Source organism: Candidatus Nitrosopumilus sp. (assembly GCF_965223225.1).
Lineage (GTDB): Archaea > Thermoproteota > Nitrososphaeria > Nitrososphaerales > Nitrosopumilaceae > Nitrosopumilus.
In genome coordinates this window covers 772,390-794,930 of the sequence record NZ_CBDCVU010000004.1, presented here as the reverse complement: position 1 = coordinate 794,930, position 22,541 = coordinate 772,390, and the positions used below count along the sequence as shown (strand labels likewise).

Below are 22,541 nucleotides of genomic sequence, written 5' to 3'. Positions count from 1 at the left end.
AGTCTTCTTTAGTTTGTTGCCATTGTCCAAAGCGCAGAATTTTTTGCCGATATTTCTGCAATAAATGAATCATTTGACGATGAAATAATTATCACATCATTATTTTCAGGACAGAGTTTCTCTAAAAGATATTCTCTTATCTTTTTGTCTTTTTGAAAGCAATCCTGGTCGTTATTTGGAAAAATGAATTTTCCATCCTTGAACAAAATTGTAATGCATCCTTCTGATCCATATAATATGGCATAGTCTCGTTGTTCTAAACCTGATTTTATAGCAAAAGCATAATCTTTGATAATTATGGCATGATTATTTTTATACGGAATTAGATTACATCTACCCACTTTACACTCTCTTGGTATTGATTTTAGAATTTTATTTGTAAATTTTTGACCTTTGTTTGTAAGATAACTTCCTGATCTATTAGATTCTATTATCTCTGCTTCTCTTAAATGTGAAATCAGTGTCTTAACTGCACCTTCGCCAAGATGTATCTCTCTTCCAAACATTGCTCTGCTGACAAATTTTTCCTCAAATAGCAACTGTAATGCTTTGAGTACATGTGGCATGCTAAATGTCAATATCTTACTTGATCCTTTTCTTGATACAATGTTTTGTAAAACCTGAATAGTTTTTTTCAGTGTTGATCTGCCTCTATTTGTAACAATATTTTTTGTCAAACTATTTTTTTCTTTATTAATTGGACAAATTATCCAAGAGCTTAAATATATTCAAATGATGCTGTCATTCATGTCTGAAATAAGACAAATTAATGTGTCCAAGACAGGTGTCTCAAAATTAGCAATAATGGCATTGGCAATAGTATTTGTAGCCGGATTGTTTGTTGTAGGATTTGACCAAGGACACATCTTTAGCGTGGTTTATGGTGAGCAAGCATTTGTAGATCTTTACATCCATGAACTTACTCATGATATGAGACATGCTGCAGGATTTCCTTGTCACTAGGTGACTAGTATCATGAAAACATCTCTTTTTATAATAATTGTCTTAGTCTCTGGTGCGTTTGCAGGCCTTATTCATGGGACTGTAAATTTTGCCATTGTAGAGCCTTATCTTGATCAAGCAATTGGAATAGAAAACCAAAATCTTTTTGCTTCAGGTGAAGAAGAGGACACTTCTGAATTTTGGGTTGAATACGAAGGATACAGAGATTGGCAGAAAAGTGGTCAGATACTGGCAGGAGTGATTCTTGGAATGTCTATTGGCTCTCTTTTTGGAATTGTTTTTGCATTATCAAGAAAATCATTACCTGGCAACAATGATATCAAAAAAGCAGTCCTTCTTGCAGGGATTATGTGGTTTACACTTTATTTGATTCCTTTCCTAAAATATCCTGCAAATCCTCCTACTGTCGGAGACGGTGAAACAGTAGTTCTAAGAGCAATATTGTATCTATCTTTTATTGCAATCTCGGGGTTAGGTGCATTTGGATTTTACAAATTATCAAAAAAATTCCAAAAAAACAAAAAACTTCTAGCGTTAGTGGGTTACGGAGTCTTTATCTCCACTGTCTTTGTTGCAATGCCAGAAAATCCTGACGAGGTAACAGCACCTTTGAATCTAGTCAATGAGTTTAGAATAATGTCTGTTCTTGGGGTAACTTCCTTTTGGGCATCTGTTGGAATTATTTTAGGGATTTTTTGGAATAAATTAAACTCAAAAGAAGAAACTACAAGATCCTACAGTTAGTAATTCTAAATCTATAGGATGAGAATATCTCCATGTCGTTTAAATATCCGTACATTACTTTTTGAATTGAAATGTCAAGACGATTAACCTTGCCTCAATTAAAAAAATATGACATTACTCAAAAAGTAATTGAAGCATTAGCTGATTCTGAATCAAGAACAATTTTATTCTCTATAATTCGAAAAGGAAAAACAGCCGCAGAACTTTCTGATAAACTCAAAATTCCATTAAGTTCAGTATACAAAAAACTGGGAGACCTTGAAGAACTAACATTAATCGAAGTTGAAAAGTGGATGATATCTGACAAGGGACGAAAATACAAGGTCTACCGCAGTAGAATAAGTAAGGCCGATATCACCATTAGAAAACCTGAACCTCTTCTTACCTTGGTGCCTAATTAGGGATTCACATGTCTAAACCAAACATCATACAGCTATCTGAATTTGACATAACCCAGAGAATAATTGAATCTCTTAGTAATGTGTGTACAAGAGCTGTTTTATTTTCAGTAAAAGATCAATCAAAAGATGCAACTCAAATCGCATCTGAATTAAAAATTTCTTTATCTACCGTTTACAAAACATTATCTACACTTGAAGAACTTGCACTAGCCGAAGTAGACAAATTTGTTATCTCATCAGAAGGAAAAAAAATCAAACACTATCGAAGCAGAATAAGCAAAGTAGAGATAACCTTAGACAACCTTGAACCTAGCTTGAACTTGTATCCAAACAAATCTCCTGTTAAGCCACGCGATTGATTGAGTTTTATTTGCACACTCTTTTTGTCATTCTAATTCTATAGACTTAGAATTTCAATTTAGAATGAAAGCCTGATTTAAATAATTTAGCTTATCCTAAGATTTTCAGGATCATGAAACAACAAAAAATGATGATGCTGATTGCAGCAATTGCTGTAGTTGGTGTAACCGCAGTACCTTTGGTTCAAAACGCCCAAGCAGAAAGTTTGATTCCTGGATGGATTAAAAATAATGCTGGATGGTGGGCCGACGGTACAGTTGATGATGCAACTTTTCTTAATGGAATTGAATTCCTAGTTGAAAGTGGCATTATTGGTGTTTCTGGATCACAATCAATTGACGTTGATACCCTTACTATCGGATTTATTCCCGTTGAAAAATCCGAGGAATTAACTCCAAAGGCAGAGTCTTTAGAGAAATTCCTAGAGGATGAACTTCAGATTGATGTTGAGATAGTTGTTCCATCAAATTATGAAACAATAATTGAAGGAATGAGATTCGGTCATATTGACGCTGCATTTATGGATACTGGACCTGCATGGATTACCCATCAGCGTACTGGTGCTGAGGCAGTTTTGGCAGAATTAGTTAAAGGTAAAGTAAACTACCAAGCAACCGTCTGGACATTAGCTGAAAACGATTCAATCCATTCTTTGGAAGATACTCTTGGTAAGAAAGTAGCATTTACCAGCATTACTGGCTCATCTGGTTTTGTAAGACCCATGGGAACCTTGGTTACTGCTGGACATGTGGACATTCAAGGAGATGACCTTGTTGCATTAAAGGCTGCTTTGAATGACAGTTTTGAAAACCATGCATTCGCTGGTGGTTACAAGGCTGCCCTTGAAATGCTTCTGAATGGTAACGTCGATGTAGCATTTGGTTCAGATATTGCTCCTCAAAAATATCTTGAATTAGAAGATCAAGTAAAATTACGTCCAGTGACAACAATTGGACCTGTACCATCACATGTGTTTATGGTGAACTCTGATATGTCAGAGGGTACTCAAAAATCCCTAGTTGATGCTCTTATCAAGTTAAACTATGATGAACACAACGAGATTTTGACGAACCTTTATGGTGCAGAAGCCCTAGTTCCAACCACAACTACTATGCACATAGGAGAGTTTGGAACCTTTATTGATGCACTAACTGGCCTTGATCAAGAAATTCTAGATAAATATAACAAGAGCAAATAAAAACTGGAATTCTGGAAATGAAACAAATTCAGATGACCAAAAAACCTTCTTTTTCATTAATTTCTACAAAGAAAATTATTCAGATGAATAATATTTCTACTTCGTATGATTCGAAAAACTTTGCTTTAGAAAAAATTAACATGTCAATTGATAGAGGGACAAATTATGCAGTTGTCGGACAGTCTGGTTCTGGAAAGTCTACTCTGTTAAAACTCATGAATGGAATGATGATTCCAAGTAGTGGAACCATCAAAGTTGATTATATGACTCCAAACATCAATGACAAAAAATTCAAAAAAATGATGCATACTATAGGATATATTCCGCAAAGTTTGGGTTTGGTAAAAAACAGTACCGTTTTAGAAAATATTCTTCTTGGTGCTTTGCCTAGACTGGGCTTTGTTGCATCAATACTCAAAAAATTTCCTGCTGAAGAAATTGAGGAAGCAAAAAGATTGTTGAATTTGGTAGGGTTGTCTGGCAAAGAAAATAGAAAAGCCTACATGTTAAGTGGAGGAGAAAAACGAAGAGTCGCAATAGCAAGGGCATTAATGCAAAAGCCCACTATCTTGTTAGCTGATGAAATTGTTTCAGAGTTAGATCATGTAACTGCAAGAGAAATTATGGACTTGATTGCAGATGCACAAAAAAAGATGAACCTTACTGCCATTATGGTTCATCATGACATACAATTAGCCTTAGAATATGCAAACAGAGTTGCAGTGATAAAAGAAGGTCATAAAATTTTAGAAATTGGTGTTGAAGGTGACGCCATTGTTGATTTTCAAACAGGCGATATGACTACTGAAGAAATTATGGAGATGTATTCAGATGACTCCAAAAAATAATATCGTCATTGGAATTATAGTTGCCCTTGTTGTAATTGCAGCTTATGATTTAGAAGTTGATCTTGTCAAGTTTGTGGAAGGAATACCTAATCTTGTCATTGTTCTAGAAGAAATGGTTCAAGTCGAACCCAAATACATTCCATCGGCTTGGTGGGCAATGTTTGAAACAATTCAGATGGCTTTTGTGGGAACTATAATCGGTGTTGTAATTGCACTTCCTCTAAGTTTTCTTGCTGCAAGAAATCTGAATAGTAAATTTGTATATGCTCCAATTCGAGCCTTGTTAGCAACAATTAGGACATTTCCTTCTATTTTGTGGGCACTTTTGTTTGTAATTATGGTGGGCTCTGGTGCTTTTGCAGGAGTTTTGGCAATCATTATGTATACGATAGGATTTATTGCAAAACTACAATACGAATCAATTGAAACAATTGATTCTGATCCTATGGATTCTGTAAGCTCAATTGGTGTATCCAAATCACAATTGATACGATATGTGGTTATTCCAGAATCTGCATCTCACCTTCTAGGACAAATACTATACATGTTTGATTACAATGTACGCCAAACTAGTATTCTTGGACTAGTGGGGGCAGGTGGAATTGGATTTTACATTATTAATTATATCAAATTCTTTGAATACGGAAAAGCAGCTGTCTTTATGTTAGTTGTTCTAATCACAGTTTTGATTATTGATTGGGTTAGTGTTAAAGTCCGAGACAAGTACATCATAAAATCACAACGTGGAATGGAAGTTTCTTCAAAATAGATAACTTTTAATTTTTTATGTGGTAATTTTTTCTATCTGGTTGGTTTCTACTGCAGTCTTTACTTCTCTTCCAATTCTCTTTCCCATACTCATTTGTTCATTGAACAATAATGAGTAATATGGAGAACCGTCCATGTAGATATTAGTTCCAGCAACAATTCTTGCTGAAAATTCAAAAGATGTGAACTTTGCATTCTCATCATACACTCCTTCAATACAGAATGGACCGTTCATACCTGGTGCTACCACTCTCTTTGCAGCTTCTACAAAATTCTCACCCATGTTGTAAACCTCATCTAAAAGTGATTCACGTAAAACTAAAGGACTATTTCCAATTACATTAAATGATGGAACCTTTGTTGTTTTTAGTTGCTGCTCTGATGGAATTCTTCCTAATCCCTCGATATCTGATTCATGTCGTTGATCAACTCCAAAAAATTCCAATTCTCCACTTAATGGCGAATAAAAGTATTGAAGATAAGCTAAAACTCCCGCAGCATATTCTTGAATGTATAATGTCTCTTCTTTTGAGATGATTCCTTCCTGGATTAATTGTTCCCTTTTTTTGATATAATCTTGCTCGCTTGCAGCCATAAAGTATCCTTTACCTCCAGCTGCTCCCTGTCGTTTAACAATCACTAACTTGTCGATATCCTTGGGATCTGCAATTGGTGTTGGTACCGGAAGACTGGCCTCTCTCATGAGTTTTTCTTTCATCTCTCTGTCTGATTCCCATCTTAGTATCCACTTGTTGCCAAAAACTGGAACTTTGATTGACTCTATCTCTTCTGAACTCATTTGTGCTATCAAAGTACCATGTGGTATCAAGACTGCATTATTTTGTAGTAGTGTTGATTGGTGTTTTTCATCTAAGAAATCCCTAAAGGAATCTACGATTATTAGTTCATCAATAAATGGAAATCTACGATAAAGACCTTCACGTTTTTTTTCGCATACTAGCATTGTTTTTAGTCCCTCATCTTTTGCCCCTTTGAGTACCTGTAAAGAGCAATGAGATCCAAGAGTTGCAATAGTAGTCATTGTGATATTTTCTGTTTTTTGTTATACTTTATGAACTGTGTGCAGATGACACATATCCAAATACTTCGTCAATCAATTCAATATTTAGCTCATGTTTGATATCTTCTGGTACTACTTTTAGCACAAAATCATACATTGTAGTGCCCTTTGGGAGTTCATCTCTTTCTTGCAGTAATGAGAATACTGCAATACCGTTTGAGATCACTGCAACCACTTTTTCTTTGTCAGTCAAAGACATGATATTTACCAATAATTTGGGTAATTTATTGTAAAGATTTATGAAATTCTAAAAAATCGCAGGTTTGCTAGTATTTGGGTCAACAAGTAATTGATTTGAATTTGCATCATTGTTGAGAATTTCTAGTTCTGTTGTGATGCTATGTCCTCCTGTATCTTCAGGTTGTTCTTGTGATGCATGAAATCCAACATAAGCAGCAGTAATGATAAACATTGCAATTACTAATCCCATTAAGATATCCATCTTGTTTTGAAGTGGAATTACGGGAGGCTATAAGCATTATGAAAATGGATTATGGTGTAAAATTTCATATAAAAATTAGTTATACCACGTGAGCGTGGTCAAATAACATCTGAGATCTATGTCTATGCCATAAAGGATAATTACGATCTTTTAGAATCAATAAGATCTGAAGAAACTCACAACCAGTAAGCGAGAAGTTATCCTTGTTTTTTTAACTGGCAGTACATACAACAAAGCAAAACCTATTCCCATTATTGCAATACCTCCTAGAAAGGACCACCATCCCGTTTCTAATTCTGGTAGAAGGGTTAGATCTAATACAAAAAAACCCAGAGCAAGGACGGAAATACCCAGTATGTTTCTATATCTAGGCGTAATCGGTTACATATTTGCTATTAACTACATCAGTCTTCTTTAGTACTCTTTACTGTTATTTTGACAAAAAGATAGGCGGTTGGATTGAACCATAATTGTTGAAGACAAAATTTACTATACTAAATGTAAATCTAAACAAATTATTTCAAGTAAATAAGTCTTGAACCAAAAAGAAGAAATGACAATATATTGTCCATTTCGGAATTAATCATGAAAAAATCAATCTGGTGCAAGATAGGAATACATGATTTGTGTCCGAAAATCTGTGATTGTAGTTGTCATGACTATGTTCGCGATACCAAACTCTAAGAAAAAACAATTAGTAAAGAAACCAAAAATCATGTCCGAGATATAATCAAGATGCTCAAAAGAAAATCAGAATGGGTAAAAAACACAACCAATGAGGTCAGGATTTTAATGGATCACTACAATAGTAAAAGAAGAGGCAAATTACCTATGATTTACCATTTATTCACGTTTTAGGGCCTGTAAAAATTAATTATACCGCCAAAATCCAATAAAGTAAATTATGATTGAAACTGAACTAGGAAATTTACGTAGATCTCACTATTCTGATGAAATCAACTCCTCCATGGATGGAAAAGATGTAACTGTTATGGGTTGGGTCTTGACTATTCGAGGTCATGGAAACATCAGTTTTGCAACCATTAGGGATAAGAACGGAGATCTTTCTATTGTTGCAAAAAAAGGATCATGTCCAGATGAAATACGAGAGAAAATTTCTTCTTTAAAGGCACACTCATCTGTTGCAATAGTTGGTACTGTAAAATCATCTGAAAAAGCACCTAGTGGATTTGAGATTGTTCCAACCGAACTTAGAGTATTTTCAGAGGTTGAGAAAATTCCTCCATTTGAACCAATTGCAAAAACTGTTAAAAATATCGACACAAGACTTGAGGTACGTCCTATTGATCTTAGACGTAAAGTTCTACAACACATTTTCAAAACAAGAAGCTTGGTGTTAAAATCAATTAGAGATTATTTTGGCCAACAAAATTTTACAGAAATCAATACTCCCAAAATGATTGCAACTGCAACTGAAGGAGGTGCTGCCTTATTTCCAATATTTTACTACAACAAAGAAGCATTCCTAGCTCAGAGTCCCCAATTATACAAAGAACAACTAACAATGAGTTTTGAAAAAGTTTTTGAGATTGCACCAATCTTTAGAGCAGAACCATCTAGAACAAACAGACATTTGGCAGAAGCAATATCAATAGATCTTGAAGAAGCATTTGTAGATTACAATGATGTTATGGACAGAATTGAGGACATCATCAAAGTTTCAATTCAAACTGTAAACAATTACGTGGAAAAAAATCCCGATGTTGAATTTACAACTCCTGCCATTCCTGAATCTATTCCAAGACACTCTTATGATGAACTAGTTGACAAAATGCAAAAAGCAGGAGCAAAAACAGAATGGGGCGATGACCTGTACCCATCAAACCTTAAAAAAATTGGATTAGAAGGATTCTATTTCATTACTGATTGGCCACTTGGCCCAAAACCATTTTATGTCAAAGACAGTAAAAAGAATCCAAAAATTTCTGAATCCTTTGATTTAATGTTTGGAGATTTGGAATTATCATCTGGCAGCACCAGAATTGAAAAAAGAGATGAATTAGCTGAAAGAATGAAAAACAAAGGAATGAAGACAGATGCATTTGAATATCATTTGGGGGCATTTGACTATGGAGTTCCGCCACATGCAGGTTGTGGTATAGGATTGGAGCGTTTAATCATGGCATTAACTGGAACTGAAAATATACGTGATGTTACATTCTATCCAAGAGACGTAGATAGATTAACCCCTTGATAGGTGAAACGATATGGTTAGCACAGAAGAAATTGAATATGTTTCAAAACTAATGAAAATAGACATCACTGATCACAAAGAGCATATCGATAAAGTACAAACAATGCTAGAGTATTTTGACATTCTTGATTCTGCGACTTCTGATTCTGAGGAAATAACAACCCAAGAAATTCCCCTTTCTAGTTTAAGAGAGGACAAATACATTCCGTTTAATGGGAAACTAATTGAAAAATTAAACAACTACAAAGGAACGTACGTCCGTGCACCAAAGATGTCTTGATGAGTCTTAAAATATCTGCTCTTGATTTTGTGCAAGGGGTAAAAAATGGAAATATCTCTGCTGAAGATTTTGTTGCAAAAACAATTGAAAGAATAGAAAATGTGGATGACAAACTACATGCATTTTTATCTGTCAATAAGGATGCCGTTAATCAAGCAAGAGAAATAGACAAAAAAGTAAAATCCGGAGATATAGTTGGCAGTTGTTTTGGGATGCCAATATCTATCAAAGATAACATATGCATCAATGGAAGTAAAACAACATGTGCATCAAAGATGCTTGAAGATTTTGTTGCACCCTATGATGCTACAGTTATTTCCAAATTAAAAGAAGAAGATGCTATCTTTGTAGGCAAAGCAAACCTTGATGAGTTTGCAATGGGACTTACTACTGAATTTAGTGCATATGGTCCTAGCAAGAATCCGTGGAATCTTGAATATGTTCCAGGTGGTTCTTCTGGAGGTAGTGCAGTTTCAGTGAGTGCCTTTGAATGTGTTGCTTCTTTGGGTTCGGATACTGGAGGTTCTGTTAGAAATCCTGCCAGTTTTTGTTCTGTAGTTGGATACAAGCCAACATACGGTCTTATCAGCAGATATGGATTAATCTCGTACGCAAATAGTATTGAACAGATTGGTCCGCTTACTAGAACTGTTAAGGATACTGCTTTTATGCTAAATATTATTTCTGGACTAGACCAAAACGACAATACAACTGTAGATAACAAAAATGAAGATTATCTGCAGGAAATAGAGTCTGGAATTGAAGGAAAGAAGATTGGAATAATCAAAGAAATGATGGGAGAAGGAATTGATCCTGCAGTTGAGTCTGCAACCAAAAATGCCATATCAAAATTAGAAAGTCTTGGTGCAACATGTGAGGAGATATCAATTGATATGGTAAAATATTCAGTTGCTGCTTATTATACAATAACTGCAACTGAGGCAGGTAGTAATCTTGCAAGATATGATAATCTAAGATATGGATATGATTTTTCTGTGGAAGGATACGAGTTTAATTCCTACATTTCAAAGGCTAGAACAAAACTTGGTCCGGAGGTTACCCGACGAATGATTCTTGGAGGGTATGTTCCATCTGCAGGACATGCCGGAAAATATTTCCTAAAGGCACTCAAAGTAAAAAGCAAACTAACCCGTGAAATTGATGATGCATTCAAAAAATTTGATTTCTTGATTGCACCAACTGTACCTATTATGCCGTTTAAAATTGGAGAAAAGATTGATGACCCTGTTGCATTATTCTTAGTTGATCTAAATACCGTCACAGCAAATCTCACAGGCAAACCTGCAATTTCTGTACCTTTTGAGATTTCTAATGGATTGCCAATTGGAATTCAAATTTTGGCTGATTCTATGAATGACAAATCTCTTTTACAAGCAGCATATGCATTGGAGCAAACTGTTTCATTACCGGAGGTGCCAATTTGACAAAAATAGGTCTTGAAATTCACTGTCAGCTAACTAATCTTGAAAGCAAATTATTTTGTTCTTGCAAAGCAAATTATCGGGAATTTGAAATCAATGAAAATATTTGCCCAATATGTATGGGGTTACCTGGAAGTTTACCAAGATTAAACCAAGATGCTGTAAAAAAAGCAACAATGATTGCCTTGGCACTTAACTGTTCCACTCCTGAGAAAATTGCATTTTTCAGAAAAAATTATTTTTATCCCGATTTGCCAAAAAACTTTCAGATTACTCAACTGAACATTTATGGAGATACAAGTGTAGGTGGTAGCGGTTCAATCCAAGTGGGGGATAAAAAAATACGTATTACCAGAATACAGCTAGAAGAGGATCCTGGAAGATTAATCTATGAAGGAAGTTCTTCAAAAAACCAAATCACTTTGGTTGATTATAATCGAGCAGGTACTCCACTAGTAGAGATTGTTACAGAACCTGATTTTGAAACTCCAAAACAAGTTAGAGAATTCTTAAACATATTATCAGATCTGCTTGAAAACCTTGGTGTGTCTGATCCTAGTTTGGAAGGAGCAATGAGGGCAGATGCAAATGTATCAATAGAAGGTGGTAAAAAAGTTGAAGTAAAAAATATTGGATCTTTTCATGATTTAGAAAAAGCTGTACATTTTGAAATTACCAGACAAAATAGCTTACATTCTAGAGACATTGAAATCATTCAAGAAACAAGACACTGGGATGATAAAAGGAAAATAACAATCTCGGCTCGTTCTAAAGAAGAAGAGCTTGATTACAGATATTTTCTAGAAGGCGATATTCCATGGATCAAAATTGGACAAGATGTTCAAGAACAACTAAAATTAGAAATGCCTGAAAGCATAAGTTCCAAAAAAGAACGTTATGTCTCAGTTTATGACATACCTCCACAGGTTGCAGATGTTTTATCTTCTGACAAATTTTACTCTGATTTGTTTGAAGCATCTCACACAAAAGATAATGCCAAGGAAATTTCCAATATCATAACAACTGACTTGATGGGTCTTGTTGATACTAGGGAAAAACGAGAAACCTCAAAAATCACCGCAGAACACTTAAAAGATTTAGCCGACTCTATCACAAATGGGAAGATTTCCAGAAATTCTGCAAAAAATGCATTACACGAAATCATCAAAACAGGAAAAAGTGTTTTTCAAACAATTTCAGATTTAGATCTGGGCAATGTCTCTGATGAAAGTGAACTTGACAAGGTAATTCAAGAAGTCGTTTCTGAAGAGTCAAAGGCAGTTGAACAGGCAAAATCAAATCCCCAAACAATTAACTATTTGGTAGGTAAAGTAATGCAAAAAACACAAGGAAAAGCTGACCCTGGTCTTACATTGCAATTACTAAAAAAGGCAATTGGATAAAATGCATGACCTTTCTCTTGAAGAAATAGAGTTCGTCAAAATTCTTGCAAAATCAGATGCAACCTTAATTGAGAAAGGAATGAATTCCGCTACTTTGCAAATGCTTCACGACAAAATAGGTTCAATTTTACGAGAATATTACAAAGAAAAAACAATGAATCTAAAACCAGATGTAATGGAAAAATTTTCTAAAGCAGGAATATCTGAAGATGATGGAAAAGCTGCAATTGCATGTGCACGAAGACTAGGAATTGACATATCATAATCAAAAAAAATCTTTTTACAGTCATCACTCTTCTAGAAATTGAAAGTTGTCTGATTTTGTCTTTATTCCATCTGAAAAACAAACAAACGAATCAAACATTTTCCAATTTATGAAAAAACATAACATTACATCTCTAAGCGAATTATCAAATAAATCCAAAAATGATCTTAGTTGGTTCTGGAAATCAGTAGACAAGGATATCGGAATCATTTGGGTTAAAGAATATTCTAAAGTTTTAGATTCATCAAAAGGAATACAGTGGACAAGATGGTTTGTTGATGGAAAGACCAACATTTACAAATCATCTGTAGAAAAATTTGCAAAAAACTCTCCTCAAAAAATTGCTTATTTTTTTGAATCCGAAGATGGAAAAACTTCATCTATCTCTTATTCTGAATTAGACCTCAAAGTATCTCAATTTGCAAACGGTCTAAAGTCACTTGGCATCAAAAAAGGTGACGTTGTTGCAATTTACCTGCCTATGATACAAGAGGCTATCTTTGGAATTCTTGCAGCCGCAAAAATTGGGGCAATCCAAACGGTGATTTTTTCTGGTTATAGTTCTGAATCCCTACATGTTAGGCTAAAAGACTGCAAGGCCAAAATTTTGTTAATCTCTGATGGCTTTTACCGAAAAGGCAAGCCTGTATCTCAAAAACAAACTGCTATTGATGCAATTCAAGGTACTTTTGTTGAAAAAACAATAGTGATTCCTTATAGAGGCATAGACAAATTTGAAGAAACAGACAAGATTGTACTATATGATAAACTAGTCTCATCCCAACCCAATTCTTCCCCTACTGAAATTGTAGATTCTGAACATCCTTTGTTTCTCTTATACACTTCTGGAACTACAGGAAAACCCAAAGGTGTAATTCATACTCACGGAGGTTTTTCTGTTTTTGCAGGACATCAATCCTCATATCTAATTGATATGAAAACAGATGATATCTTACTTTGGCCAGCTGATATTGGTTGGATAACTGGTCTTGTTTGGAATGTCTATGGTTTACTAATTATTGGCGCATCATCTGTCATTTATGACGGCGCATTAGATTTTCCAAACATGAAGAGAATTTGGAAAATGTTACATGACTATAAGGTTACAATCTTTGGAATATCTCCTACCGCAGTCAGACTATTCAAGAAAAACGACATTGAACCTCTAGAGTTGTATCCCCTTGATCATATCAAAAATATTCCAACTACTGGCGAACCAATAGATGAAGATTCTTGGTGGTGGCTTTTTGAGAAAGTTGGTAACAAAAAAATACCAATTATGAATTTATCTGGTGGAACAGAAATTGGTGGTGCAATGTTATCTGTTTTCCCTGGAATGAAACTAAAACCTTCCACGGTTGGAATTCCAGTACCTGGAATGGATCTTGATGTGGTTGATGAAAAAGGAAATTCTTTACAAGAGGAAAATGGTTACTTGGTGATTAAATCCGCATGGCCAAGTATGACTAGAAGTTTGTTAAATGATGACGATCGATATCTGGAGACATACTGGTCTCGATTCAAAGACATATGGTTTCATGGAGATTATGTTTTAGTCGATAAAGATAATCTTTGGTACATGCATGGCAGAACCGATGATGTGATTAACGTTTCAGGTCATCGTATGAGTACAGCTGAAATAGAACATACTGTTATCTCTCACAATAAAATTTCTGATGCTGCCACCGTTGCAATTCCTGATGAAATTACAGGTGAAGCAATTGTGGTATTTTTTGTACCTGATGACAATTCTGAGAAGAATCTAGAACCTGAAATATCTGATTTTATTGTAAAGAAAATTGGAAAACTTGCAAAACCAAAATTTCTCTTTCAATTATCTGATCTACCTAAAACCAGAACCGGAAAAATCATGCGCAGACTGCTAAAATCAAAGTTATTGGGACAAGAATTAGGGGATTTGTCTTCTCTTGAAAACCCGCAGATCTTAGAGTCCGTCCCAAAATTAGAAACTTGAATTTGTAAAGGAAAATGCAAGAATTATCGTAATTATCTCTATGACTGAGATTCTTTGAAGATGTAAAAAATGATTTGACCTCAGGGGTTCAAAAACAAACTTTGATTACTTCAAACTAGCGCATTTTGCTTTTAATTTTTCATATTCTTCAAGACTAATCTCCCCTCTTGCCAATCTGATCTGAAGAATTTCTTGGGGGCTGTTTCTCATTATTGGTCGAATTATTTTCTTTTTGATTATGTCCCTGTTAATTGATATTTGTCTTGAGTTGTTGTCTACCTTTCTCTTAATTCCATAGACTGCAGCAAACAATATTCCTAATCCTGCTACTGCCAATGATGCTTGAGCAATTTCAGAATTTGATGTTTTTTGATTTGGTTCTGAAAGAGTTGATGCTGCTTCAGCTTCAGGAATTATGTCATTTTCAATTAAATCTTGTACCTCATGTCTGGAATCTTGTTGAACAATTTTGTCTTCCTCATAATCTACAGCTTCTTCAATCGTCATGTTTGGATAATTTCTGTCAAACCAAGACTTGTAAGACTCTTCACTGTAGTATCTACCAACATAATATTGTGGGTCTTTTTCTGGATCCACAAAACTTGCAAGTCCAGATTCTTCTACTGGTTTTGGTTCGGGTTCAGATGATACAATCTTGGGTTCTGGTTCATAGTATTTTATTTGTTCTTCAATAATTTTTTGTGATTCATTATTTTCTTCTATTTGAACCTCGTTTTCAATTTGGTTGGTTTGTGGTTTGGACGATACAATCTTAAAGTTTGTGGTGTCTCCTTCATTCATGCTGAGAATAAAGGCGATTACCTTGTAACTGCCATTTTTAGAAAGGTCTTTTTTAATTTCTAATGCCTTTTCAAAAGTATTGTCTTGATTGATTAGTGCCTGAGTGAGCATGATGAATTTATCATTTGCATCACGAATCACAATTGTCACCAGTCCTTCTGATCCTTGTTCAACCATGCCTGAAAATTGTATTTTTTCTGCCTTTAGATAGTATTCTGAATCTGTTTGAATGCTTTCTACTTCTGCAAATACAGGAGCGATTGCAGAAATTGCCAAGACCATGATTATTCCCGCTGAATAGGGGCCAAACCTATCCTTTCTCATGCTTGTAAAGATGTATTTTTTCATTTAAGAGGCGCGTAGTATTCATCCGGTTTTGTTCTACGTAAAGGTTAAATCTAAAATTTGGAATTTAAATACTAATCTGACTATTTTTTAGAATCTAATTTCTTTTTTCTGAGCTGTTGTGCAACCATTGGCAAGAATGCCCCAACATCAGATACAATTCCTAATGCTTGCCATGTTCCTCTATCCATTAGTTTTGTCACTGTTGGTTGGTTGATGTCTACGACAATTACTTTTACATTTGCTGGCAGCATGTTTCCAGTTGCAATCGAGTGAAGCATAGTTGAGATCATAATTACCATGCTTGCATCTTTTAGCACTTTTTTGTATTCACGTTGAGCTTGAGCCACATCTGTAATTACATCAGGTAGTGGTCCATCATCTCTAATTGAACCTGCCAGAACAAAAGGAACTTTGTTTTTAACACACTCATACATTATTCCCTTTGTGAGTTTTTTTGTTTTAACCATATTTGCAATTGAACCTGCTTTGAAAACTGCATTTATTGTATCCATGTGATTTCGGTGTCCGTGATATGCCAGTGTTGCATCATGCACGTTCATTCCCAATGATGTTCCAAGAGTCGCATATTCTATATCATGAACTGCAAGTGCATTCCCAGCTAAAACACCGTCAATGTATCCTGCTCTGATTAGTTCAGATACTGCGTCATCAGCACCAGTATGAACTATCGCTGGACCTCCTACTATGACAATTTTTCCTCCCTTCTTTTTTGTATTGTAAATATCATCTGCAACTTTTTTTGCAATGTGTTGTGTGGGTCTTTCACTTGAGCTTGAGCTTCCCATGAATTCAAAAACATTTACTCCTTCTCTTGGACGTTCAGGAGGAGTGATCTTTATTCCTTCTTCTCCTACCACTATCTGATCTCCTTTTTTAACATCTCTGACAGGAACACAAAATGCTCTATCTCCTTTTACAACAATGCATTTGTCCATCATCATATTTTCGACTTGTATCCACTTTCCTTTGTGTAATAGTTGTGTCTGGTTGTTGGTAGTGCTGTAAAAACCGTCAGGCATGACATAATTTTTTGGAGATTTGACTAGTTTGATCTCCTTTTGTAATTTTGAAATTGCACCTTCCCGGTAAATTGTCTCTAAGATTTTATCCAGATGTCTTTCATCTTTGCCGAAAATTGACAATCTTGCATATGATTGATCTTTTTTTCTTTTACCTATCGTGATTTCTTCAACCTGGAACTCACCTTTCATGTCCATTATCTTGTCAAAAATCTTGGTTAGAATCAAAGAGTCAATTAAGTGGCCACTTACCTCTATTTCTTGAGAAAATTTATCCATTTTACGTTCATTTTGCATGATGATAACAAAAGCTTTACGTTTTTTTCATTTTTAGACTGGAAGAATTACTTTGCCCTCAAACTTTGGGATGTTGTCTGCCTCAAAGGCTTTTTCCAGTTGCTCTTTTTGTTGTTTTGTAACTCCCTGTACAATAGTTTTAGAAGATCCATTTTTGTCAACTAGAGCAAGAATGTATCCGCTGTTGTCTGTTAAAACAAACCCTGCTGATTCATCCACAAAAGCGTACAGATTCTCTTCTCCTACTGGTTCCCATACCTGTGATTTATTATCTGTCAAAGCAAGAGCAGGCATGGCTTTGCCATCAGTTAACCTGTTGAGGTATTCTCTTGCAGATGCAACTCTTTTTTGACCTAACTTCAAAGCCTGAAAGTATTGCATATCTTCAAAAGATGACGTTCATTATAAAAACAATTTCGCTTCAAAAGATTGTTATAGAATTCTTGCAAATGGTTTTTGTGCCTCTTACAAATAATGTGATTATAAAATTAAATGAAATTACCACCATGATAGAAGACAAATCAAAATTAACTGAATCTGAAGTAGAGGAGATTAAAGTTATTTTCCAAGATCTTGTCAAGAATGGGGAAAGATATGATGTTGATGAGATAGAATTTTGGTTTGAAAATGAAGGAAGTTGGACAACTCGGGGTCCGATAATTCGTATTGCAAATCTATCAAGCTATATTCAAGACAAACATCAGCAAACTGCTCACCTAAGATTAATTTCAGATGATGATTGTAGTTGCGGTCACTAAGTTTCAAGCTGTTCTAAAAGACGACCAACAATTTTTGCATTCTCAGACCTCTCATTCATTATTTGTGTTAGGCGTGACTTGTTTGGGTTTTTTGATGAGACAATCTCAAAGTATTCTTCATCTAGATTGTTATTTTCCTGAAGTCTCTTGACTACTTCAAACAAAATCCCTATCACTTGTTTTTGCGCCTCAATTAGTTCGTCTTTGCTTCTTTCTGACATGACCTATTTTTTCCTGTAAATTTGCGTAAATAATTCTTTTAAATCTGAATCAAATATCTCGTTTCCTGCAGATTCAAAAAAAGTTTCTAGTTTTTCTTGAGAATATCCGTCTTCACGATAAATTTTTGCCTGAAGTGCCATTTCAATTCTGTCAATTTGATGTACCAATACAGATTCAGTAGTTTTCTGCTCTTGGTATTCTTTCCAAATTTCTAAATATTTTGCAGCTGTGTCTTTTGGTAAGTTTTCAATAATTTCTAAAATTGTTTTATCTTCTAACTTTATTTTGTCTTCTTTGCTTATTTGCTCTGGAGTATAGTCACCTATTTTTGATTCTGCCAAATCATGCAACAACACCATCTTGAGGCATTTTTCGGAATCACAATTTTTCATTTCTGAAATTATCATTGCCATTATTGCCATAGAATACGAATGATCTGCAACAGACTCTGGATTTTTAATCTGAATTTTGTCAATCCAACCTTGCCTTTTTATCTTTTTTAGGTTTGCAGCACATGCAAAAAAATCTAAAAGTGTCATACTCATGAGTTTGATTACCACATATTGAATTTTCTTGTTTTAAATTTCGAACAACATAATAATTAATCTGAGAATGGTATTTTGTGAAGATTTACACAAAAACAGGAGATGATGGAAACACAGGCTTGCAAGGAAATCTTCGAATATCTAAATCCCATCCCAGAATCATTTCATACGGTACTGTAGATGAGGCAAATGCTGCATTAGGTGTAGTTCTTTCAAATTCAATTGATGAGGACATTAAGAAAATACTCATTGATATTCAAAATGACTTGTTTTTAGTTGGAGCTGACCTTTCTAATCCTAACCTCAATGATTTGAAAAATAGGGTATCTCTAAACTCCGTTGAAAAACTAGAATCTTATATTGATCAGTTTGAAAAAGAACTTCCTTTGTTGACCAATTTTATTCTTCCAGGTGGGGAAACTGCATCTGCTCAAATCCATTACACTAGAACAATAATCCGAAGAGCAGAAACACTGGTTGTTCAATTAAGTGAGAAAGATGAAATCAATTCCAACTGTATACGATATCTAAACAGACTTTCAGATTTGTTTTTTGTTCTAGGACGTGTTGTCAATAAGAGAAACGGGGTTTCAGATACAGTGTGGAAACCATCATAGCTAAACCAATCTGTTTTTAACATCTTGAGAAATTTCTCAAATCTATCTAAATTCTTAATTATCGGTATACGTAATATCTATTAATGTCTCAAAATGGGCCTTTTTCAGATGTTTCACAGGCCCCATTTGAAGAAAAGGACGATAACTGCGTTTGTGATAAAAAACAATGCCTTTTAGGAATTGGAAGCATTGCAATTGGATTAGGCGGGTTGGTATTAGCTCTATTGCTTTGAATATTAGAACATAAGATTAGAACAACTTATGAATATCAAACACAATTTCTTGATGTGACTGAATCAATAAGTTCTGTCTTAAAGAAAAAAAATTCAAGAAAATTGCAGGAGTTTTAGCACATTTTCCAAATGAACATCCAGACACTAAACCTGAATCATTTTGTGCACTTGGAATACTGTATTATCAAACAGGAGACATGGATAAAAAAAGAAAATGGGACGAACTTGATGTACGTGGAGATTTTGAAATTTTAAAAAAATATTATGGACTTACTAGGGAACAATTTAGAAGATTATACGATTGTCCGGTATGTGGGAAAAATGAGTTTGGACTAAATGAATTTTTGATTCATCTAAATGATTATCATGATCCAAAAAATAGGACTGAAAATGTCTTGCCATTGACCTTCAGGGAAATTGGGCAAATATTGGAAAGGGATGGATTGTAGTATTTGGATAAAAAATACGAGGGTTACCATGGAAATTAAATTCAAAAAACAAACAGAAAACTACGAGTTTGCTACCTTTGATGAATATGATCTAACTAAAGATCTTGAGTTTTGCTGTTACAGACTACGGATTTTAGATTCAGAGACGCTGTTATGGAACAAGAAATCTCAAAAATTCTGCTGGACTAGTTCTGTTTCCAAAGAAGATCGTATCTTGTATCCTTTGGATTTTTGCCCGTTTTGTGGAGAAAAGTTCACGTATGTTGAAACTGACTGATGATTTGTAGTATTTTGATGTGTAAAGACAAACTTTAATTCCTCATCTGAATGCAGATTTCTGAGTGCCGGGGTAGCTCAGCCTGGGAGAGCACTCGGCTGAAGACCGGGCTGTCGCGCGTTCAAATCCCGCCCCCGGCACTGTATGATATGATTATATTCGAAACTGGATGTGAGTATGAAAATTTTGTATTATGAAAATTGCTTGTTCCATTCTTCAGTCCATTTTATTATGAGATAAATTGCCAATGCGGTGATTCCCAAGCCTATAACAGATGAAAGAGTTGTCAATCCAAACACTATTGGTTCAAATGTCGATTCATCATCACTAAAAGTCTTCAAGGAATCCATGGCATCTTCTCCAGGTATCATCATAATGGCTGCAACAAGTAGAATTACAACCATGATAATTTGTGGAAGCATGATATACAAGAAAGCTTTTTGAAGTCTCTTGATTCTGTAAAATGCCCAAATCCCAGCTATTGGAATGAGTAAAACCATTATAATTTGCCATGCAAGACTTACTTTTCCTTCTGCTGGCATGCTCTACCAAATTTTGGTCGATTAATTAAGGTTGATCAAGAAAATCATCAAATCAAGAACAGCACCAATTCAAGAATTTAAAATTCATTTTTCTTTTCTTGAAAATTGTAAAAGTGCTTAATACGGTGATGTGGACTCTGGATATTGGAGGCTGGAAGGTTCAATTACAATCGGGTGTTTTGCCATCCTCATTCTACCGTCCCCAAGATGGCCAATAGAATGTAAAATCCAGATTCCCATCATCATGATGATGATTTTCTTGATTGGGTGTGATACTCAAACATCTTATTGCTATTTTACACTCACTGGATTGCTAGGACTCCAATCCTCACCACGCCAATATGGTGAATCAGGATTCTCACAGTTACCTTCAAACCATAAATCTAACATAACATCCTCCATTTTCTTATTTCTATCAACTGACATGGAGTTAAGATACAAGGTCTTGTCTATTATTTCACAGCTTACCATGTCAAGTGTGATATGATCTAGACTGTCCTCTAAATTAGACTGACGTTCAAAATATTCAATTACGCCATAGATGATGAACGGAATCGATAACAAATACAGTATGATCAGTTTCCTTTTGGTGGGTAAATCTCGCCATCTGTTACTAGAGCTCAAATTCTAACATATCTTATGTCATTACAATTTCTATATTTTCCTGTGTATCTATTTACAGATAGTTAGAAGGAAAAAAGAGCAAAAAATGAGGAATAATCCTAGATATTGCAAAACAAATTGAGAAAATATGAAAAATTTTGAGATTGGGGTTTTACAAAGTGTTAACAAAGTTAACAAAGCTAACACGGAGCCTATATAGCTCGGTATGTTAACTATTACCAGTGGCAAAAGATAGTCAACCCATTATTGTTTTTGGAATAATTGGAACACTATTGCTAACAATTTCGTTTGCCACAGAATCGTTTGCTGCCAATTCTATATCAGATAATGAATTGGATTTTGACATCATGAATATTCGTGTAGAACAAAGTGGCGACAACACAGAGAAGTTATACATGTCTGTGCCTGTCATCTACGAGGGAGAATTTGCTCTTGGAACCGTCGACACTAATTCAATTGAGACCAGACCACATGGATATGACTCAACACACAATAACAAAAAGTAATGTTTCAAAATTGGACAGCAAACTATCTTTATTTTTGTATGATTTTGACATAACAAAGACATGATATTATTTGGGTGATCATGGGTATCTTATCATTACCTACAGTATTAAGCCAAATTTACGCACAAAAATAGATGAATAAAGCACGTTTTCAAGATAAATGTAGCCGAAATTGTAGGACTGTGTATCAAAAAACAGGTTTGAAAACAAATGTATCTACAAATACAAAATCTGTTTATTCTCTTTTCAAAAAGGCTTCTGTATTTCCGAAACTTACTTTTGATATCCCAAAACTTGATGAAAGATTACATTTTTTGACACTAAACAACAACCTGTGTATACGTGGTGTCTATACTCAAAAATTAATTGAGAGGATATGCGTTCGTGCACAACTTTCATCAAGATATGGGGGGTTGAATTCCAAAGTATTGTTAATTGATGGTGCTAACAGTTCTGATTTATATCTGTGTGTAGATTTTGCACGGCAGTACGGCTTGGATGTAAAAAAAATTTTTGATGGGGTAATTACATCAAGGCTTTTACGGTATATCAGTTAACAGATACCATTGTTCATGAGTTATTGGATGCCATAGAAAAATACAATGTCAAAATTATAATAATTACAAATCTGTTACATTTCTTTACAAATGATCTATATCTTGATGCAAATGAGATGAAAGGAATTCTCAAAAAAATCATCAAAGTACTGAAAAAAATTGAAAACTGTCTAGTGGTTGTTTCATTTGGGTTTGAGATCCAGTATGATATTTTATTTTCAAAATTGTTTGATAGAACCATTGACATACAAAAAGGAATGGGGCATTATCAATACATCTTACTGATAATGGCAAAAAGACATCCCTACTTTTGAAACCAGATGAACTAGAAAAAGTCATG

The 22,541-nt window shown here is 34.7% G+C and carries 32 protein-coding genes and 1 tRNA gene; 22 read left to right on the top strand and 11 right to left on the bottom strand.

Going from position 1 to position 22,541, the window contains the following annotated elements; translation table 11 throughout:
- Nucleotides 1-8: 8 nt before the first annotated feature.
- Nucleotides 9-677, bottom strand: coding sequence for a DUF4443 domain-containing protein (locus ACOQN3_RS05235; RefSeq protein WP_420545430.1), 669 nt, complete (start codon nt 675-677; stop codon nt 9-11).
- Nucleotides 678-747: 70 nt separating this feature from the next.
- Here ACOQN3_RS05235 and ACOQN3_RS05230 point away from each other — a divergent pair, with 70 nt between their 5' ends.
- The 7 genes from ACOQN3_RS05230 to phnE all read left to right on the top strand — a co-directional run bounded on the left by ACOQN3_RS05230 (nt 748) and on the right by phnE (nt 5,283).
- Nucleotides 748-963 carry a CbtB domain-containing protein gene (locus ACOQN3_RS05230; RefSeq protein WP_420545429.1) on the top strand — a complete coding sequence of 72 codons (216 nt, stop codon included), beginning with the start codon at nt 748-750 and terminating at the stop codon, nt 961-963.
- A 12-nt stretch (nt 964-975) separates the two neighbouring features.
- Nucleotides 976-1,707 (top strand): CbtA family protein, encoded by a 732-nt coding sequence (locus ACOQN3_RS05225; protein ID WP_420545428.1) that lies wholly within the window; start codon nt 976-978, stop codon nt 1,705-1,707.
- A 71-nt stretch (nt 1,708-1,778) separates the two neighbouring features.
- On the top strand, nt 1,779-2,108 hold the full coding sequence (locus tag ACOQN3_RS05220; RefSeq protein ID WP_420545427.1) for an ArsR/SmtB family transcription factor: 330 nt from the start codon (nt 1,779-1,781) through the stop codon (nt 2,106-2,108).
- 8 nt (nt 2,109-2,116) lie between these two features.
- On the top strand, nt 2,117-2,467 hold the full coding sequence (locus ACOQN3_RS05215; protein ID WP_420545426.1) for an ArsR family transcriptional regulator: 351 nt from the start codon (nt 2,117-2,119) through the stop codon (nt 2,465-2,467).
- 113 nt (nt 2,468-2,580) lie between these two features.
- Nucleotides 2,581-3,666 carry a phosphate/phosphite/phosphonate ABC transporter substrate-binding protein gene (locus ACOQN3_RS05210; protein ID WP_420545425.1) on the top strand — a complete coding sequence of 362 codons (1,086 nt, stop codon included), beginning with the start codon at nt 2,581-2,583 and terminating at the stop codon, nt 3,664-3,666.
- A 17-nt stretch (nt 3,667-3,683) separates the two neighbouring features.
- Nucleotides 3,684-4,514 carry a phosphonate ABC transporter ATP-binding protein gene (locus tag ACOQN3_RS05205; RefSeq protein WP_420545424.1) on the top strand — a complete coding sequence of 277 codons (831 nt, stop codon included), beginning with the start codon at nt 3,684-3,686 and terminating at the stop codon, nt 4,512-4,514.
- Complete coding sequence (gene phnE / locus ACOQN3_RS05200; RefSeq protein ID WP_420545423.1) at nt 4,498-5,283, top strand: phosphonate ABC transporter, permease protein PhnE; 786 nt, start codon at nt 4,498-4,500, stop codon at nt 5,281-5,283. Before ACOQN3_RS05205 ends, phnE begins: the two co-directional genes overlap by 17 nt.
- Nucleotides 5,284-5,298: 15 nt before the next feature.
- Here the strand turns inward: phnE and ACOQN3_RS05195 are convergent, their stop codons facing one another.
- The 3 genes from ACOQN3_RS05195 to ACOQN3_RS05185 are packed head-to-tail and all read right to left on the bottom strand — an operon-like array spanning nt 5,299 to nt 6,793.
- Nucleotides 5,299-6,324: a DUF1297 domain-containing protein gene (locus ACOQN3_RS05195; RefSeq protein WP_420545422.1), complete on the bottom strand. Its 1,026-nt coding sequence runs from the start codon at nt 6,322-6,324 to the stop codon at nt 5,299-5,301.
- 28 nt (nt 6,325-6,352) lie between these two features.
- Entirely contained in the window at nt 6,353-6,562 is a 210-nt protein-coding gene (locus ACOQN3_RS05190; RefSeq protein WP_420545421.1) for a hypothetical protein, read from the bottom strand.
- Between the two features lie 48 nt (nt 6,563-6,610).
- Nucleotides 6,611-6,793: a hypothetical protein gene (locus ACOQN3_RS05185; RefSeq protein ID WP_420545420.1), complete on the bottom strand. Its 183-nt coding sequence runs from the start codon at nt 6,791-6,793 to the stop codon at nt 6,611-6,613.
- Between the two features lie 916 nt (nt 6,794-7,709).
- On the opposite strand from ACOQN3_RS05185, the gene aspS reads away from it, so the two are divergent.
- From aspS to ACOQN3_RS05155, 6 genes are read left to right on the top strand one after another with little or no spacing between them, the layout of a single operon-like run.
- Nucleotides 7,710-9,020, top strand: a complete 1,311-nt coding sequence (gene aspS / locus ACOQN3_RS05180; RefSeq protein ID WP_420545419.1) for an aspartate--tRNA(Asn) ligase — start codon at nt 7,710-7,712, stop codon at nt 9,018-9,020.
- 13 nt (nt 9,021-9,033) lie between these two features.
- Entirely contained in the window at nt 9,034-9,300 is a 267-nt protein-coding gene (locus ACOQN3_RS05175) for a hypothetical protein (protein ID WP_420545418.1), read from the top strand.
- Nucleotides 9,300-10,745: an Asp-tRNA(Asn)/Glu-tRNA(Gln) amidotransferase subunit GatA gene (gene gatA, locus ACOQN3_RS05170; protein ID WP_420545417.1), complete on the top strand. Its 1,446-nt coding sequence runs from the start codon at nt 9,300-9,302 to the stop codon at nt 10,743-10,745. The genes ACOQN3_RS05175 and gatA overlap by 1 nt, the downstream gene beginning before the upstream one ends.
- Complete coding sequence (gatB, locus tag ACOQN3_RS05165; protein ID WP_420545416.1) at nt 10,742-12,145, top strand: Asp-tRNA(Asn)/Glu-tRNA(Gln) amidotransferase subunit GatB; 1,404 nt, start codon at nt 10,742-10,744, stop codon at nt 12,143-12,145. The genes gatA and gatB overlap by 4 nt, the downstream gene beginning before the upstream one ends.
- A 1-nt stretch (nt 12,146) precedes the next feature.
- Complete coding sequence (locus ACOQN3_RS05160) at nt 12,147-12,410, top strand: hypothetical protein (RefSeq protein WP_420545415.1); 264 nt, start codon at nt 12,147-12,149, stop codon at nt 12,408-12,410.
- A gap of 46 nt (nt 12,411-12,456) precedes the next feature.
- Nucleotides 12,457-14,385, top strand: coding sequence for an AMP-binding protein (locus ACOQN3_RS05155; RefSeq protein WP_420545414.1), 1,929 nt, complete (start codon nt 12,457-12,459; stop codon nt 14,383-14,385).
- Nucleotides 14,386-14,490: 105 nt separating this feature from the next.
- On the opposite strand, the gene ACOQN3_RS05150 is transcribed toward ACOQN3_RS05155, so the two are convergent.
- The 3 genes from ACOQN3_RS05150 to ACOQN3_RS05140 form a co-directional block, all read right to left on the bottom strand.
- Nucleotides 14,491-15,510, bottom strand: a complete 1,020-nt coding sequence (locus tag ACOQN3_RS05150) for an SHOCT domain-containing protein (protein ID WP_420545413.1) — start codon at nt 15,508-15,510, stop codon at nt 14,491-14,493.
- Nucleotides 15,511-15,614: 104 nt separating this feature from the next.
- Nucleotides 15,615-16,853: a TIGR00300 family protein gene (locus ACOQN3_RS05145; RefSeq protein WP_420545412.1), complete on the bottom strand. Its 1,239-nt coding sequence runs from the start codon at nt 16,851-16,853 to the stop codon at nt 15,615-15,617.
- Nucleotides 16,854-16,904: 51 nt separating this feature from the next.
- Nucleotides 16,905-17,252, bottom strand: a complete 348-nt coding sequence (locus ACOQN3_RS05140; RefSeq protein WP_420545411.1) for a hypothetical protein — start codon at nt 17,250-17,252, stop codon at nt 16,905-16,907.
- A gap of 68 nt (nt 17,253-17,320) precedes the next feature.
- On the opposite strand from ACOQN3_RS05140, the gene ACOQN3_RS05135 reads away from it, so the two are divergent.
- Nucleotides 17,321-17,629 (top strand): hypothetical protein, encoded by a 309-nt coding sequence (locus tag ACOQN3_RS05135; RefSeq protein ID WP_420546598.1) that lies wholly within the window; start codon nt 17,321-17,323, stop codon nt 17,627-17,629.
- On the opposite strand, the gene ACOQN3_RS05130 is transcribed toward ACOQN3_RS05135, so the two are convergent.
- Both ACOQN3_RS05130 and ACOQN3_RS05125 read right to left on the bottom strand, forming a co-directional pair.
- Complete coding sequence (locus tag ACOQN3_RS05130; RefSeq protein ID WP_420545410.1) at nt 17,626-17,850, bottom strand: hydrolase; 225 nt, start codon at nt 17,848-17,850, stop codon at nt 17,626-17,628. The two genes, ACOQN3_RS05135 and ACOQN3_RS05130, sit on opposite strands and share 4 nt — an antisense overlap.
- 3 nt (nt 17,851-17,853) lie before the next feature.
- On the bottom strand, nt 17,854-18,390 hold the full coding sequence (locus ACOQN3_RS05125) for an HD domain-containing protein (RefSeq protein ID WP_420545409.1): 537 nt from the start codon (nt 18,388-18,390) through the stop codon (nt 17,854-17,856).
- 83 nt (nt 18,391-18,473) lie between these two features.
- Between ACOQN3_RS05125 and ACOQN3_RS05120 the strand changes: the two genes are divergently transcribed.
- The 5 genes from ACOQN3_RS05120 to ACOQN3_RS05100 all read left to right on the top strand — a co-directional run bounded on the left by ACOQN3_RS05120 (nt 18,474) and on the right by ACOQN3_RS05100 (nt 20,112).
- Nucleotides 18,474-19,013: a cob(I)yrinic acid a,c-diamide adenosyltransferase gene (locus ACOQN3_RS05120; RefSeq protein WP_420545408.1), complete on the top strand. Its 540-nt coding sequence runs from the start codon at nt 18,474-18,476 to the stop codon at nt 19,011-19,013.
- 83 nt (nt 19,014-19,096) lie between these two features.
- Entirely contained in the window at nt 19,097-19,246 is a 150-nt protein-coding gene (locus tag ACOQN3_RS05115; protein ID WP_420545407.1) for a hypothetical protein, read from the top strand.
- 197 nt (nt 19,247-19,443) lie between these two features.
- Nucleotides 19,444-19,695, top strand: coding sequence for a hypothetical protein (locus ACOQN3_RS05110; RefSeq protein ID WP_420545406.1), 252 nt, complete (start codon nt 19,444-19,446; stop codon nt 19,693-19,695).
- A 28-nt stretch (nt 19,696-19,723) separates the two neighbouring features.
- Nucleotides 19,724-19,972: a hypothetical protein gene (locus ACOQN3_RS05105; RefSeq protein ID WP_420545405.1), complete on the top strand. Its 249-nt coding sequence runs from the start codon at nt 19,724-19,726 to the stop codon at nt 19,970-19,972.
- Between the two features lie 66 nt (nt 19,973-20,038).
- Nucleotides 20,039-20,112: transfer RNA gene (locus tag ACOQN3_RS05100), tRNA-Phe, on the top strand.
- Nucleotides 20,113-20,163: 51 nt separating this feature from the next.
- On the opposite strand, the gene ACOQN3_RS05095 is transcribed toward ACOQN3_RS05100, so the two are convergent.
- Nucleotides 20,164-20,514, bottom strand: coding sequence for a hypothetical protein (locus tag ACOQN3_RS05095; RefSeq protein WP_420545404.1), 351 nt, complete (start codon nt 20,512-20,514; stop codon nt 20,164-20,166).
- 291 nt (nt 20,515-20,805) lie between these two features.
- Nucleotides 20,806-21,138: a hypothetical protein gene (locus ACOQN3_RS05090; RefSeq protein WP_420545403.1), complete on the bottom strand. Its 333-nt coding sequence runs from the start codon at nt 21,136-21,138 to the stop codon at nt 20,806-20,808.
- A 221-nt stretch (nt 21,139-21,359) separates the two neighbouring features.
- On the opposite strand from ACOQN3_RS05090, the gene ACOQN3_RS05085 reads away from it, so the two are divergent.
- From ACOQN3_RS05085 to ACOQN3_RS05075, 3 genes are all read left to right on the top strand, one after another.
- The gene (locus tag ACOQN3_RS05085) at nt 21,360-21,644 is read left to right on the top strand and encodes a hypothetical protein (RefSeq protein WP_420545402.1); all 285 of its coding nucleotides are present in this window, start codon (nt 21,360-21,362) and stop codon (nt 21,642-21,644) included.
- Between the two features lie 134 nt (nt 21,645-21,778).
- Nucleotides 21,779-22,201, top strand: a complete 423-nt coding sequence (locus ACOQN3_RS05080; protein WP_420545401.1) for a hypothetical protein — start codon at nt 21,779-21,781, stop codon at nt 22,199-22,201.
- 23 nt (nt 22,202-22,224) lie between these two features.
- On the top strand, nt 22,225-22,515 hold the full coding sequence (locus ACOQN3_RS05075) for a hypothetical protein (protein ID WP_420545400.1): 291 nt from the start codon (nt 22,225-22,227) through the stop codon (nt 22,513-22,515).
- Nucleotides 22,516-22,541 lie beyond the last annotated feature (26 nt).